The sequence below is a fragment of the Streptomyces hilarionis genome (genome assembly GCF_024539675.1).
Lineage (GTDB): Bacteria > Actinomycetota > Actinomycetes > Streptomycetales > Streptomycetaceae > Streptomyces > Streptomyces hilarionis.
The window spans coordinates 26437-39522 of record NZ_JAHHIT010000090.1 but is presented as its reverse complement, the minus strand read 5'-3'; the positions used below and the strand labels follow the sequence as shown (position 1 = coordinate 39522).

General features: G+C 74.5%; 14 protein-coding genes. 9 read left to right on the top strand and 5 right to left on the bottom strand.

Annotated features, from left to right (window positions below; all coding sequences use genetic code 11):
* Window positions 1–164: 164 nt before the first annotated feature.
* The 5 genes from KMS84_RS22475 (at window position 165) to KMS84_RS22455 (ending at window position 5849) form a co-directional block, all read left to right on the top strand.
* A complete protein-coding gene (locus KMS84_RS22475; RefSeq protein ID WP_256918216.1) occupies window positions 165–926 on the top strand; it encodes a hypothetical protein in 762 nt (253 codons plus the stop codon).
* The gene (locus KMS84_RS22470) at window positions 913–1629 is read left to right on the top strand and encodes a class F sortase (RefSeq protein ID WP_256918215.1); all 717 of its coding nucleotides are present in this window, start codon (window positions 913–915) and stop codon (window positions 1627–1629) included. Before KMS84_RS22475 ends, KMS84_RS22470 begins: the two co-directional genes overlap by 14 nt.
* Window positions 1630–1938: 309 nt before the next feature.
* Complete coding sequence (locus tag KMS84_RS22465; RefSeq protein WP_256918214.1) at window positions 1939–3276, top strand: ABC transporter ATP-binding protein; 1338 nt, start codon at window positions 1939–1941, stop codon at window positions 3274–3276.
* Window positions 3277–3363: 87 nt separating this feature from the next.
* Window positions 3364–4752, top strand: a complete 1389-nt coding sequence (locus KMS84_RS22460) for an aldehyde dehydrogenase family protein (protein WP_256918213.1) — start codon at window positions 3364–3366, stop codon at window positions 4750–4752.
* A 14-nt stretch (window positions 4753–4766) separates the two neighbouring features.
* Window positions 4767–5849, top strand: a complete 1083-nt coding sequence (locus tag KMS84_RS22455; RefSeq protein WP_256918212.1) for a zinc-binding dehydrogenase — start codon at window positions 4767–4769, stop codon at window positions 5847–5849.
* 154 nt (window positions 5850–6003) lie between these two features.
* Here the strand turns inward: KMS84_RS22455 and KMS84_RS22450 are convergent, their stop codons facing one another.
* The 3 genes from KMS84_RS22450 to KMS84_RS22440 all read right to left on the bottom strand — a co-directional run bounded on the left by KMS84_RS22450 (window position 6004) and on the right by KMS84_RS22440 (window position 8609).
* A complete protein-coding gene (locus tag KMS84_RS22450; protein ID WP_256918219.1) occupies window positions 6004–7038 on the bottom strand; it encodes a DMT family transporter in 1035 nt (344 codons plus the stop codon).
* A 130-nt stretch (window positions 7039–7168) separates the two neighbouring features.
* A complete protein-coding gene (locus KMS84_RS22445; RefSeq protein ID WP_256918211.1) occupies window positions 7169–7930 on the bottom strand; it encodes an ArsR/SmtB family transcription factor in 762 nt (253 codons plus the stop codon).
* Window positions 7931–7976: 46 nt separating this feature from the next.
* The gene (locus tag KMS84_RS22440; RefSeq protein WP_256918210.1) at window positions 7977–8609 is read right to left on the bottom strand and encodes a TetR/AcrR family transcriptional regulator; all 633 of its coding nucleotides are present in this window, start codon (window positions 8607–8609) and stop codon (window positions 7977–7979) included.
* Window positions 8610–8688: 79 nt separating this feature from the next.
* On the opposite strand from KMS84_RS22440, the gene KMS84_RS22435 reads away from it, so the two are divergent.
* From KMS84_RS22435 to KMS84_RS22425, 3 genes are all read left to right on the top strand, one after another.
* The gene (locus KMS84_RS22435) at window positions 8689–9840 is read left to right on the top strand and encodes an acyl-CoA dehydrogenase family protein (protein WP_256918218.1); all 1152 of its coding nucleotides are present in this window, start codon (window positions 8689–8691) and stop codon (window positions 9838–9840) included.
* A gap of 59 nt (window positions 9841–9899) precedes the next feature.
* A complete protein-coding gene (locus KMS84_RS22430) occupies window positions 9900–10142 on the top strand; it encodes a YiaA/YiaB family inner membrane protein (protein ID WP_256918209.1) in 243 nt (80 codons plus the stop codon).
* Between the two features lie 74 nt (window positions 10143–10216).
* Window positions 10217–10843, top strand: a complete 627-nt coding sequence (locus KMS84_RS22425) for a TetR/AcrR family transcriptional regulator (protein ID WP_256918208.1) — start codon at window positions 10217–10219, stop codon at window positions 10841–10843.
* Between the two features lie 21 nt (window positions 10844–10864).
* On the opposite strand, the gene KMS84_RS22420 is transcribed toward KMS84_RS22425, so the two are convergent.
* Window positions 10865–11326: a MaoC family dehydratase gene (locus KMS84_RS22420; protein ID WP_256918207.1), complete on the bottom strand. Its 462-nt coding sequence runs from the start codon at window positions 11324–11326 to the stop codon at window positions 10865–10867.
* A 130-nt stretch (window positions 11327–11456) separates the two neighbouring features.
* Here KMS84_RS22420 and soxR point away from each other — a divergent pair, with 130 nt between their 5' ends.
* A complete protein-coding gene (gene soxR / locus KMS84_RS22415) occupies window positions 11457–11945 on the top strand; it encodes a redox-sensitive transcriptional activator SoxR (RefSeq protein WP_256918206.1) in 489 nt (162 codons plus the stop codon).
* A gap of 69 nt (window positions 11946–12014) precedes the next feature.
* Here soxR and KMS84_RS22410 read toward each other — a convergent pair whose 3' ends face one another.
* Window positions 12015–13082, bottom strand: coding sequence for an RNA ligase (ATP) (locus KMS84_RS22410; protein ID WP_256918205.1), 1068 nt, complete (start codon window positions 13080–13082; stop codon window positions 12015–12017).
* Window positions 13083–13086 lie beyond the last annotated feature (4 nt).

Here is a 13086-nt window from a genome sequence, read left to right as displayed (position 1 = left end):
GGCGGGGGCCGTGGGCGGCCGCCGGTCCGGGGAGGGGTTGCGCCGGTCGAGCGATGTCTGACGGCGCGTCGGGCGGCGCTCCCACCGTCGGGGGCGTGGATGTGAAAGAGAGTCAGGTGCAAGAGCGATTTGTATGAAAATCGTCCTGACTCGGAGGAATGCGCATGTCCAGCTCGACGCTCCCGCCCGCCTTCGGCGCCCGCCTCGGCGCCACGGCTCTCACGGTGCTCGCCGCGGCGGGCTTCACCTGCCTCGCCGCGCCGACCGCCATGGCCGTAGGGGAGGCCGGCGACATCAGGATCCACCGCGAGCAGGTGCCCCCGGGCGTCTCCAAGGACGACCCGGTGGCCTGCCGCTTCTACCTCGACGCCGCCAACTTCGGCGAACTGCCGACCGTCGGCTACACCATCAAGGCCCGGCCGCCGGCCCCCGACACCGCGACCGTCACCGGCAACATCACCCTGACCGACGGCGCCGGGCACACGGACACCCTGGGACTGGCCGAGGGGTCCTACACCCTCGAGTGGACCCTCCCGGCCGCCGCCCCGGGCGCTCCTCCGGCCCCCTCGCCCAAGGTGAAGGTCTTCAAGATCAGCTGCCCCGAGGGGCAGCGCGGCGGCAACCAGGGCCCGAACCGGCCGATCACCGACGACGGCCGCGAGGTCGCCGCGAACGGACAGAACGGCAACGGGCCGGGCGGCAGGGAGCAGGGCGGCAGGGAGCAGGCCGGCGGCGGCCAGGGCGGCGGCTGGAACGGTGAGAAGGGCGGCGGCCCGGAGGGCGGCGTCCACGCCGGCGGCGGCGGTCTCGCCGACCCCTCGCACTCCTTCACCCCGCTGGCGGGGGCCGCGGCGGTCGGCCTGGTGGCCATCGGCGGCGGCGCCTACTTCCGACTGACCCGCCGGCGCAACCATGGTGCCGCGTAGGCGTCTTCGCAGGCCCTGGTACCGGAGGCGTGCCTTTCGCCTCGCCAGGACGGCCGTGCTCACGGCCGTCCTGGTGACGGTCGGCGTCCAGTGCGGGGGGCACGGCGCACCGCCCGTCCCGGTGCGGGCGGACGGGGCGGCCTCCCGCGGCGCGGCCGCCGCCCCGGCCCCCGGGGACGACGGCGCACAGGACCGGACGGAGGGCAAGAAGGGGACCGAGCGGCCCGAGCCCCCGCCGCGTCCGCTCACCCGGTCCCCGGCGACCACCCTGCGGGTGCCCTCCCTGGGCATCGACGCGCCGATCGTCCCGCTGCGGCTCGGCCCCGACCGCCATCTCGGGACGCCGCCGGTCGACGACCCCGAGCTCGTCGGCTGGTACGCGGGCGGCCCGACCCCGGGGGAGCGGGGCACGGCCGTCGCCGTCGGCCATCGCGACACCAAGACCGGCCCGGCGGTTTTCGCCGGCCTCGCGCGCGTGGCGCGGGGAGCCCGGATCGAGGCGAAGCGCGCCGACGGACGCACCGCCGTCTACACCGTGGACCGGGTGCGGGTCTTCGACAAGGCCACCTTCCCCGACAAGGAGGTGTACGGCCCGAGCAGGCGGCCCGAGCTCAGGATCCTCACCTGCGGAGGGCTCTTCCGCCGCGCGACGGGATACACCAGCAACGTCGTCGTCTTCGCCCACCTGACGCAGACCCGCTGACAGACCCCCCCGCAGACCCGTGGCAGACCCCTGACCCCCCCCGCCGACCCGGCGCCGGGCCGCGACCGTCCCGCGCGGCCCGGCGCCCGGCGGGTCCGGCGGCTCCGGCCGGGTCGGCGGCCCCCGAGCGTGTGAACCAGCGGGTCCGGTTTTCTCACCCGTCGGACCACGGCCGCCGATCCGGCCCCCTCTCTTCCCCCGGCCGGGCACGGTCCGTTAACTTCCGTGACGCAACGCCCCGTCGACCCGCACGGGGCGGACCGGACCGCGGAGCACCAGCGCCCTAGTGAGTCCCCGGGGACACCTCTCATGACACGCGCCATCTCCCTGCACGACGTCAGCAAGGTCCACGCCCGCAGCGGACGGGTGGTGGACCGGTTGTCGCTGGACATCGCGCCCGGCGAGTTCCTCGTCCTGCTGGGCCCCTCCGGCTGCGGCAAGTCGACCGTGCTGCGGATGATCGCCGGGCTGGAGCACATCACCGAGGGCGAGTTGCGCCTCGACGGCGGATACGCCAACGACCTGGCGCCGTCCGACCGGGACATCGCGATGGTCTTCCAGAATTTCGCGCTCTACCCGAACATGACTGGCCGCGACAACATCGGCTTCCCGCTGCGCATCGAGGCGCCCGGCGCCGACCCCGCCCCCCGCGTCGACGCCACCGCGCGGATGCTCGGCATCGAGGACCTCCTCGATCGCTTCCCCGCCCAGCTCTCGGGCGGGGAACGCCAGCGCGTCGCCATGGGCCGGGCCATCGCCCGCCACCCCTCGGCCTTCCTCATGGACGAACCGCTGTCCAACCTCGACGCCAAGCTCCGCAACCGTCTGCGCGCCGAGATCTCCAGGCTGACCCGGGACCTCGGCGTGACCACGGTCTACGTCACCCACGACCAGGCCGAGGCCATGTCGCTCGGCGACCGGGTCGCCGTCCTGCGCGGCGGGGTCCTCCAGCAGGTGGGCTCCCCGCGCTCGGTCTACGCGCTGCCGCGCAACGTCTTCGTCGCCGCCTTCATCGGCACCCCGCGCATCAACCTCCTGCGCGGCCTGGTCCGGGCCCCGCTGGACGGCGCGATGACGATCAGCCTCGGCAGACAGGCCCTGCGGCTGCCCGAACCCCTCTGCCCGGACCACAAGCTGCTGCGCGTGCAACAGGGGCGAGAGGTGATCGTCGGGCTGCGCTCGGAGGCCGTCCGCATCGCCACGCCGGCCGAGGCCCGGCCCGAGGAGACCCACATCACCGGTCTGGTGGAGCACGTCGAGTTCCAGGGCCACGAGGTGCTCGTGCACTTCAACACCGGCTCCCGGTCCGCCCTGGTACCGGATCTGGAGGCGCCCCGGCCGCTCCCGCGGCCCTCCCGGCGGCGCCGGCGCGAGGGCGGGGTGCTGGGCCGGCTGCGGGAGCGCGCGGGCAGCCTGCGGGCCGGACCGGTCGTCGTCCTGGACGAGCCCGCCGAGCAGGACGGGCCGCCCGCGCCCGCCGGGCACCGCCCCCTCGGCGACCTCGTCGTGCGCACCACCCCCGACTTCGACCTGCGGCACGGCATGCAGGTCCCGCTCCTCGTCGACACCGCCCATGTCTTCGTCTTCGACCAGCACGGCGACCGCGTCAGCCCGGCCCCGGCCCGGCTGCCCGACCTGGACGAGTGAGCGGACGTGCTCCCGTGGCCCCTGGTGCCGGAAAACTAACGGCGCTAGTTTAGGTCGCGGACGACGACGCCCGCCGGAGGGAACGCGATGAAGGCACATGACGGCATCTACCTCGACGGCGCGTGGCGCCCGGCCGCGGGCCGCAACGTGATCGAGGTCGTCGACCCGGTCGACGAGCAGGTCATCGGCCGGGTCCCGGCGGCCGGGGCCGAGGACGTCGACGCCGCGGTGCGCGCCGCCCGGGCCGCCCTGCCCGGCTGGGCCGCGACGCCGCCGGCCGAGCGCGCGGCCCGTCTGACCGCCCTGCGGGACGTCCTGGCCGCCCGCAAGGACGAGATCGCCGAGACCGTCACCGCCGAACTCGGCTCACCCCTGGCCTTCTCCCAGGCGGTCCACGCGGCCGTGCCGATCGCGGTCGCCGCCTCCTACGCCGAACTGGCCGCCACCCACGCCTTCGAGGAGAGGGTCGGCAACTCCACCGTCTTCCACGAGCCGATCGGCGTCGTCGGCGCGATCACCCCCTGGAACTACCCGCTCCACCAGATCGTCGCCAAGGTCGCCCCGGCGCTCGCCGCGGGCTGCACGGTCGTCCTCAAGCCCGCCGAGGACACCCCGCTCACCGCCCAGCTGTTCGCCGAGGCCGTCCACGAGGCGGGCGTCCCGGCCGGTGTGTTCAACCTGGTCACCGGGCTGGGCCCGGTCGCCGGCCAGGCCCTGGCCGAACACCCCGAGGTCGACCTGGTCTCCTTCACCGGCTCCACGGCCGTGGGCCGCCGGATCGCGGCCACCGCGGGCGCGGCCGTCAAGAAGACGGCTCTCGAACTGGGCGGCAAGTCGGCCAACGTCATCCTGCCGAGCGCCGACCTCGCACGGGCCGTCAACGTGGGCGTCGCCAACGTGATGTCCAACTCGGGGCAGACGTGCAGCGCCTGGACCCGGATGCTCGTCCACCGCGACCGCTACGACGAGGCGGTCGGGCTCGCCGCCGCGGCGGCCGCCAAGTACGCCGACCGCATCGGCCCCGTGGTCAGCGCCCGCCAGCGCGAGCGGGTGCGCGGGTACATCGACCAGGGCGTCGCCGAGGGGGCCCGGCTGGTGGCGGGCGGCCCCGATTCCCCGCGCGAACGGGGCTACTTCGTCCGCCCCACGGTCTTCGCCGACGTCACCCCCGACATGACCGTCGCGCAGGAGGAGATCTTCGGGCCCGTCCTGTGCGTGCTGCGCTACGAGGACGAGGAGGACGCCCTGCGGATCGCCAACGGCACGGTGTACGGGCTCGCCGGCGCGGTCTGGGCCGGGGACGAGGCGGAGGCGGTGGCCTTCGCCCGCCGGATGGACACCGGCCAGGTCGACGTCAACGGCGGCCGCTTCAACCCGCTTGCGCCCTTCGGCGGTTACAAGCAGTCGGGCGTCGGCCGCGAGCTCGGCGCGCACGGCCTCGCCGAGTACCTCCAGACCAAGTCCCTCCAGTTCTAAGGGAGTCACCGACCATGGCTGTCCGCGCCGCCGTACTCCCCGCCGTGGGGGCCCCGTTGGAGATCACGGAGATCGAACTGCCCGAGCCGGGGCCCGGCCGGGTCCGCGTGCGGCTCGCCGCCGCCGGGGTGTGCCACTCCGACCTGTCCCTGTCCGACGGCACCATGCGGCTGCCGGTCCCCGCCGTCCTCGGGCACGAGGGAGCCGGCACCGTCGTCGGCGTCGGCGAGGGCGTCGAGCACCTCGCCCCCGGCGACCGGGTGGTCCTCAACTGGGCCCCGTCCTGCGGCGCCTGCCATGCCTGCTCCCTCGGGGAGGTCTGGCTGTGCGCCGACGCCCTCGCCGGTGCGGGCGAGGTCCACGCCCGCACGCAGCACGGCACGGAGCTGCACCCCGGCCTGAACGTCGCCGCGTTCGCCGAGGAGACCGTCGTCCCGGCCTCCTGCGCCCTGCCACTGCCGGACGGCGTCCCCCTCACCGACGCGGCCCTCCTCGGCTGTGCGGTCCTCACCGGGTACGGCGCCGTCCACCACAGCGCCCGGGTCCGGTCCGGCGAGACGGTCGCCGTCTTCGGCGTCGGCGGGGTCGGCCTCGCCACCCTCCAGGCCGCCCGCATCGCCGGGGCCTCGACGATCGTCGCCGTGGACGTCTCCCCCGAGAAGGAGGCGCTGGCCCGTGCGGCGGGGGCCACCGAGTACGTCGTCGCCTCCGACCGCACGGCACGCGACATCCGCGGCCTCACCGGCGGACAGGGCGTCGACGTGGCGGTGGAGTGCGTGGGCCGCGCCGTCACCATCCGCACCGCCTGGGAGTCCACCCGGCGCGGCGGCCGCACCACGGTCGTCGGCATCGGCGGCAAGGACCAGCAGGTCACCTTCAACGCCCTGGAACTCTTCCACTGGGGCCGCACCCTGTCGGGCTGCGTCTACGGCAACTGCGACCCGGCGAAGGACCTCCCGGTCCTGGCCGGCCACGTCCGGGCCGGCCGCCTCGACCTGGGCGCCCTGGTCACCGACCGCATCGGCCTGGAGGACATCCCGGCGGCCTTCGAGAGCATGCTGGCGGGCAAGGGCGGACGGGCTCTGGTGATCTTCTGACGGCGGCGGGGCGGGCGCTCCGCCCGGGACCCGCCTCCGGCGACCGCGTGAACGACGGCGGGACGACGGGGGAGGACGGCGGGACGACGAAGGTGGACGACGACGGGGGAGGACGGCGGGCCGACGGCGGGGCCGACTCCCCGGCCATGGCGCCTCAGGTCCCGGTCTCCGCGCCCGCGGCCCCCGCGGTCGTGGTCCCCGGGGTCTTCGCGCCCGAGGGTCCCGCGGGCGACGCCCCGGTCATCTCCGCGCCCGTGGCCCCGGCGGGCGCGGCCCCGGCGGTCGGGACCGGCGGCGCGGCGCGCGGTCCGGAGCGGGACACGGCCACCCCCGCCAGACACAGCGCCCCGCCCGCCAGGGTGAGCGGGGCGGGCACCTCGCCCAGCGCCAGCCACGACATCCCCACGACCAGCGCGGGCACCGCGTACGTGGTCGCCCCCATGCGGCCGGCCGTCGTCCGGGCCAGCGCGTACGCCCACGTGGTGAAAGCGAGCGCGGTCGGGAAGACGCCCAGGTAGACCATGTTCAGCGTCGCGGAGAGCGGCGCCTCGGCCGTCTCCCGGACGAGTCGGCCCGCGAACGGCAGACACACCACCGCCCCTATCGCGCACCCGAACGTGGTCACCTGCAACGCACTCGCCCGGGCCAGGGCGGGCTTCTGCGCGACGACCCCGCCCGCGTACCCGACGGCGGCGAGCAGACACAGCACCACGCCCAGCACGGACGACCCGCCCTCGCCGGACATCGACAGCCCCACCGTGACCGCGCCCGCGAAGGACACCGCCATGCCGGTCACCAGGCGCGGCGGCAGCAGGTCGCCGAGCAGCCGCGCGCCCAGCAGCGCGATGAGGATCGGCCCGATGTTGACGACCATGGCCGCCGTCCCCGCGTCCACCTGCTGCTCGCCCCAGTTGAGCACCACCATGTAGAAGCCGAACCACAGCACCCCGGAGATGGCGATCCCGCGCCAGGCGGACCGCGGCGGCCACCCCTCACGCCGCACCGCGCAGACGATCCCCAGCACCGCGACGCCGGACAGCAGCCGCCCGAGCGCCAGCGCCCCGGGCGAGTACGCGTCCCCCGCACTGCGGATCGAGACGAAGGCGGACGCCCACAGCACGACGCTGACCGCGGCCGCCCCGGCGGCCGCCCCTCGCGTACGCCGTTCCGCACGCCGAGCACTGTTCATCATGGTCTCCAGGCTAGGAAGGAAGAAGGTCCCGGTCTCGCGGATTTCGGACGAGGAGCAGGCGGCGGCGCGCGCCGGGCCCGGCGGCGCGGCGCCACGCCGCCGCACCCCGCCGTGTGACCGGCGCCGGTCAGTGCAGTGCCGTCGCCTCGACCCCCAGGAGCTCGGTCAGCGCCCGCTCGCCGGCCGGTGTCACCTTCACCGCGCGTTCCGAGCCGACGCGCACGCACCAGCCCGCGTCGAGAACGTGCCGGCACAGGGCCGCGCCGGCGGCGCCCGCGAGGTGGGGGCGGCGCTCGGTCCAGTCGAGGCAGGCGCGGGCGAGCGGCCGGCGGGTCGTCCGCTCGAGCGCGATGCCGTTGTCCGCGAACCAGCGTGCTCCGGCCTCGGTCAGCGCGAAGTCGGCGGCCCGGCCCGCCCCGCCGTCCGCCGTGCCCAGCAGCCCCCGCGCCGTGAGGCCGTCGGTGAGCGCGATGCCGAGCCGGCCGGCGAGGTGGTCGTAGCAGGTGCGGCCCCGGGCCATGGCCGAACCGGCCGTCGAGGCCCGCAGGCCGCGCGGACGGCGGGCGGGATCCGGGGCGACCTGCGCGGCGAGGTCCTCCAGGAGCTGGGCGACGCGGGGGTCGAGGAGCCGGACGTACCGGTGCCGCCCCTGGCGTTCCTCGGCCAGCAACCCGCCCGCGACCAGCTTGCCCAGGTGCTCGCTCAGCGTCGACGCGGCCACGCCCGCGTGCCGGGCCAGCTCTCCGGCGGTCCAGGCCCGCCCGTCGAGCAGCGCCAGCAGACAGGCGGCCCGCGTCTCGTCGGCGACCAGTCCGGCGAGGGCGGCCAGCCCCGGCGCCCGTGCGTCCCGATGATCACCCGCGTGTGTGTCGCTCACGGGGTCCAGCATGGGCGACGAACGGTTCGGCCCACGCCGAACCGTGCCCGCCCGCCTGCTAGGGCAGGTGCTCGAACTGCCGGGCGAGCCCGTCCAGCAGGGCCGTCAGGCCGGTCTCGAACGCCCGCTCGTCGATCTTCTCCTGCTGGTCGGCGAGCAGGTGGGCCTGGCCTAGGTGGGGGTAGTCGGCGGGGTCGTACGCGCTGACGTCGTCGACGAAGCCGCCGGCGAAGGAGCCGAGCGCCGAGCCCATGACGAAGTACCGCATCAGCGCGCCGATGGAGGTGGCCTGCGCGGCGGGCCAGCCGGCGCGGACCATCGCGCCGTAGACCGCGTCGGCCAGCCGCAGCCCGGCGGGCCGCCGGCCGGGACCCCGGGCGAGGACCGGGACGATGTTCGGATGGTCGCGCAGGGCGGCGCGGTAGGAGACGGCCCACTCGTGCAGCGCGGTGCGCCAGTCGCGGTCGTCCTCGAACATCGACAGGTCGACCTGCGCGCTCACCGAGTCGGCGACGGCCTCCAGGATCTCGTCCTTGGTGCGGAAGTGGTTGTACAGCGAGGGCCCGCTCACGCCCAGTTCGGCGGCGAGCCGGCGCGTGGAGACGGCCGCGAGCCCCTCGGCGTCCACGAGCGCGCGTGCGGCCCGGACGATCCGGTCGGTGCTGAGAAGGGGCTTGCGCGGTCGGGCCATGGCGCACATAGTAGGGCTGCACCATGGAAACTAGCAGTGCTAATTTAAAGTCGGACTTCGGCGGTGGGGTGATCTCGTGGTGAATCTGGGGCTCAGCGAGGAGCAGGTGGCGGTCCAGCGGCTCGCCAGGGACTTCGTGGAGCGTGAGATCACCCCCCACGTCGTGGCCTGGGACCGGGCCGAGGAGGTCGACCGGTCGATCGTGGCGAAGCTCGCGGAGGTCGGCTTCCTCGGGCTGACCGTCGACGAGGAGTACGGCGGCTCGGGCGGCGACCATCTCGCGTACTGCCTGGTCACGGAGGAGCTGGGGCGCGGGGACTCGTCCGTGCGCGGGATCGTGTCCGTCTCGCTCGGGCTGGTCGCCAAGAGCATCGCGGCCTGGGGGAGCGAGGAGCACAAGCGCCGCTGGCTGCCGGGGCTGACCTCGGGCGCGTACGTCGGCTGCTTCGGCCTGACCGAGCCCGGCACCGGCTCGGACGCGGGCAACCTCGCCACCCGCGCGGTCCGCGACGGCGACGACTTCGTCATCAACGGCGCCAAGACGTTCATCACCAACGGCACGTGGGCCGACGTCGTCCTGCTCTTCGCCCGCTCGACCGACGCCCCGGGCCACAAGGGCGTCTCCGCGTTCCTCGTCCCCACCGACACCCCCGGTCTGACCCGGCGGGCCATCCACGGCAAGCTCGGACTGCGCGGCCAGGCGACCGCCGAACTGGTCCTCCAGGACGTCCGCGTCCCCGCCGACGCGCTGCTGGCGCCCGAGGGCAAGGGGTTCTCGGTCGCGATGTCGGCGCTGGCCAAGGGGCGGATGTCGGTCGCCGCGGGCTGTGTCGGCATCGCGCAGGCCGCCCTGGACGCGGCGGTCCGGTACGCGGGCGAGCGCGAGCAGTTCGGCAAGCCGATCGCCCGCCACCAACTGGTGCAGGAGCTGATCAGCGACATCGCGGTCGACGTGGACGCGGCCCGGCTGCTGACCTGGCGCGTCGCCGACCTGATCGACCGCGGCCTGCCCTTCGCCACCGAGTCCTCCAAGGCCAAGCTCTTCGCCTCGGAGGCCGCCGTGCGCGCGGCGAACAACGCCCTTCAGGTCTTCGGCGGCTACGGCTACATCGACGAGTACCCGGCGGGCAAACTGCTGCGCGACGCGCGGGTCATGACTCTGTACGAGGGCACGAGCCAGATCCAGAAGCTGCTGATCGGGCGGTCGCTGACGGGCGTCTCGGCGTTCTGAGTACGCCCTGAGTACCCGCACGGATGCGGTGCGGGCCCCGCCGCGGCGAGGCTGTCGTCATGAGCGAGACACCGGTCAAGCAGAACACCGCCGCCTTCTACGGCCAGGCGGTCGCGTCCTTCGCCGTGGCCATGGCGGCGACCGCCATCGGCATCTTCAAGCTGGACGCCGACGCCTGGGTGCGCGCCTTCCTCGCGATCGCCGTCCTCTACCTCGTCACGTCGTCCTTCACCCTGGCCAAGGTGATCCGGGACAGGCAGGACGCCTCGGGGCGCGTGTACAACCCCTTCGAGAAGCTCTGAGCGGGCACTCTAAGCGAGCGCTCAGTTTCGGCTGTATGGTGGAGCTCCTGTGCGGCGAGAGGGGCGGACGAGCGATGAGTACGGCGGAGGAGACGGCCGGCGGCGAGATCGAGCCGTGGGACGAGGTCACCCCTGACGCGGCCCGGCGGCTGCTGGTCGCCGCCGTGGAGGCCTTCGCCGAGCGCGGCTACCACGCGACGACGACCCGCGACATCGCGGGCCGTGCCGGCATGAGCCCGGCGGCCCTCTACATCCACTACAAGACCAAGGAAGAGCTGCTCCACCGCATCAGCCGGATCGGCCACGACCGCGCCCTGGACATCCTGCGCACGGCGGCCGCCGGGGAGGGCGACGCCACCCGGCGCCTCGCCGAGGCGGTCGGCTCCTTCGTCCGCTGGCACGCCGGGCGGCGCACCACGGCACGGGTCGTCCAGTACGAACTGGACGCGCTCGGCCCCGAGGCCCGCGCCGAGATCCTCGACCTGCGCCGCCAGGTCGACGCCGAGGTGCGCGGCATCATCGAGGACGGCGTGGCCAACGGCGAGTTCGACGTGCCGGACGTGCACGGCACGACCCTCGCCGTGCTGTCCCTGTGCATCGACGTGGCCCGCTGGTTCAACATCGACGGCCCCCGCACCCCGGACGAGGTCGGCGCGCTGTACGCCGACCTCGTGCTGCGGATGGTGGGCGCGGCGAGGTAGCCGCGCCGGCCGCCGTGCCGGTCAGAGGTAGTACCGCGACACCGACTCCGCCACGCACACCGGCTTGTCGCCGCCCTCGCGCTCCACGGTGAAGGCGACGGAGACCTGGACGCCGCCGGTGACGTCCTCGACGCCGGTGATCGCCGCGGTCGCGCGCAGCCGCGAGCCCACCGGGACGGGGGCCGGGAAACGGACCTTGTTCGTCCCGTAGTTGACGCCCATCTTCACGTTCTCGACCGTGATCAGCTGCGGGCCGAAGAGCGGCAGCAGGGAGAGGGTCAGATAGCCGTGCGCGATGGTCGTGCCGAAGGGGCCGGCGGCGGCCTTCTCCGGGTCGACGTGGATCCACTGGTGGTCGCCGGTGGCCTCCGCGAACAGGTCGATCCGCTTCTGGTCGACCTCGACCCAGTCGGTGTGCCCCAACTGCTCGCCCACCGCCGCCTTCAGGTCGTCGACGGACGTGAAGATCCTCGGCTCTGCCATGTTTGCGGCCCTCTCGCGTCACCAGCTGCCCATGTCACCGTGCCATAGGTCTAAGCGACTGCTTAGCATGGTCCGCCGGCGGGTCGTTGTCAACGGACCCGGCGGCGCACGGGTGGGTAGGGTTCGAGGGGTGCCGCAGATTCCCGAGAAGATCCACGAGCTCACGGTCGGTCAGCTCGCCGCGCGCAGCGGCGCCGCGGTGTCCGCCCTGCACTTCTACGAGTCCAAGGGCCTGATCAGCAGCCGCCGCACGGCCGGCAACCAGCGCCGCTACCACCGGGACGCGCTGCGCCGCGTGGCCTTCGTCCGTGCGGCGCAGCGGGTCGGCATCCCGCTGGCCACGATCCGCGACGCCCTGGCCGAGCTTCCGGAGGAGCGGACCCCGACCCGTGAGGACTGGGCCCGCCTCTCCCGGGCGTGGCGCGCCGAGCTGGACGAGCGGATACGGCAGCTCAACCGCCTGCGGGACCACCTCACCGACTGCATCGGCTGCGGCTGTCTGTCCCTGGCGACCTGTGTCCTGTCCAACCCCGACGACGCCTTCGGCCGACGGGCCTCCGGCTCGCGGCTGATGGCGCAGCGCACGCAGCCGGACGACCGTGCGGGCGGGGACCGCTGAGCCGGCCCTTCCCGCACCGGGACGGCCCCGCGGGCGCCTCCCGCGCGCCCGGCGGACGCCCCCGCGGCCTCACTCGTACTCGGTGCCGCCCTTGCGCGTCAGATAGGCCCCGCTGACCGCCTTGGCGATCGCCCTGCCCCCGGTCACGGGGCTGTGGCGCTCGACGGCCGGCCGGATCACCACGCCCTCGCGCAGATGCAGCGCGCGTCCCGACACGGTCTCGCGGCCGGTCGCGATCCCGAGGATCCGCTCGCTGTCGTAGGGGCCCTCGAACAGCCGCGGGACCAGGGGCAGTTCGCCCTCCAGCAGCCGCGTCGCGTCCAGCCAGCGGACGGTGCCGTCGATGTCCGCGCAGACGTCGAAGACCGCGTAGCCGAGCGTGTCGCGCCGGCCGTCCGCGCCGTACGTCAGGTCCTGCACGCCCGCTCCGTAGACCTCCCCGAAGACGCCGACCCGGCGGGCGCCGAGCCGGCCGGCGAGGCGGGCCGCCGCCTCGGGCACGCCGTGGCCGCGCACCGCCCGCCAGTACAGGTTGCGCGGGTCCTCCGTCAGCGCGAGCGACCTCGCGCCGAAGCCCTTCGAGGAGACGTACACCCGTTCCTGCTCGGCGACGTACGTCAGCAGGCAGGCGGAGCCGTGCAGTTTCTCGGTCACGACGACGGGCTCGCCCTCCTCGAAGATGGCGGGATAGCGCTGGATGTTCTCGATGTCGACCCAGGGCAGCAGCTCCGGCGCGGCCTCCACCTCGCCGTTCATGGTCGGCGGGATCGGCGGCACCCACTTGACGATGCCGAGCCGCTCCGCGAAGTCGGTGCCCTGCGCCGCCGCCCGCGCGAGGTCGACGTCGGCGAGCGCCTCGGGCCGGCACACGATCCCCTGCGACAGCTCGCCCCGCAGCCGCACCGCCCTGACCCGGTCCGCCCCGCTGCCCGCCAGCCGCCCGGTCAGGCCCAGCTCCTCGATCAGCGCGGCGGGGAGCACCGACTGCTCGGGGATGTACACGGCCGCCTCGCCGGTCCGGTAGGCGCCCTTGGCGACCACGGCCCGGTACAGGCCGACCTGGGCCAGTTCGAGGGCGTCGGCGTCGGGGTGTTCGTGGACGGTCAGCACTTCGGCGGTGACGCGCAGCGTCGACATCGGG

Coding starts and splice junctions, on each gene's coding strand:
- KMS84_RS22475 (WP_256918216.1), top strand. CDS start 165: ATGTCCAGCTCGACGCTCCCGCCCGCCTTCGGCGCCCGCCTCGGCGCC.
- KMS84_RS22470 (WP_256918215.1), top strand. CDS start 913: ATGGTGCCGCGTAGGCGTCTTCGCAGGCCCTGGTACCGGAGGCGTGCC.
- KMS84_RS22465 (WP_256918214.1), top strand. CDS start 1,939: ATGACACGCGCCATCTCCCTGCACGACGTCAGCAAGGTCCACGCCCGC.
- KMS84_RS22460 (WP_256918213.1), top strand. CDS start 3,364: ATGAAGGCACATGACGGCATCTACCTCGACGGCGCGTGGCGCCCGGCC.
- KMS84_RS22455 (WP_256918212.1), top strand. CDS start 4,767: ATGGCTGTCCGCGCCGCCGTACTCCCCGCCGTGGGGGCCCCGTTGGAG.
- KMS84_RS22450 (WP_256918219.1), bottom strand. CDS start 7,038: ATGAACAGTGCTCGGCGTGCGGAACGGCGTACGCGAGGGGCGGCCGCC.
- KMS84_RS22445 (WP_256918211.1), bottom strand. CDS start 7,930: ATGCTGGACCCCGTGAGCGACACACACGCGGGTGATCATCGGGACGCA.
- KMS84_RS22440 (WP_256918210.1), bottom strand. CDS start 8,609: ATGGCCCGACCGCGCAAGCCCCTTCTCAGCACCGACCGGATCGTCCGG.
- KMS84_RS22430 (WP_256918209.1), top strand. CDS start 9,900: ATGAGCGAGACACCGGTCAAGCAGAACACCGCCGCCTTCTACGGCCAG.
- KMS84_RS22425 (WP_256918208.1), top strand. CDS start 10,217: ATGAGTACGGCGGAGGAGACGGCCGGCGGCGAGATCGAGCCGTGGGAC.
- KMS84_RS22420 (WP_256918207.1), bottom strand. CDS start 11,326: ATGGCAGAGCCGAGGATCTTCACGTCCGTCGACGACCTGAAGGCGGCG.
- KMS84_RS22410 (WP_256918205.1), bottom strand. CDS start 13,082: ATGTCGACGCTGCGCGTCACCGCCGAAGTGCTGACCGTCCACGAACAC.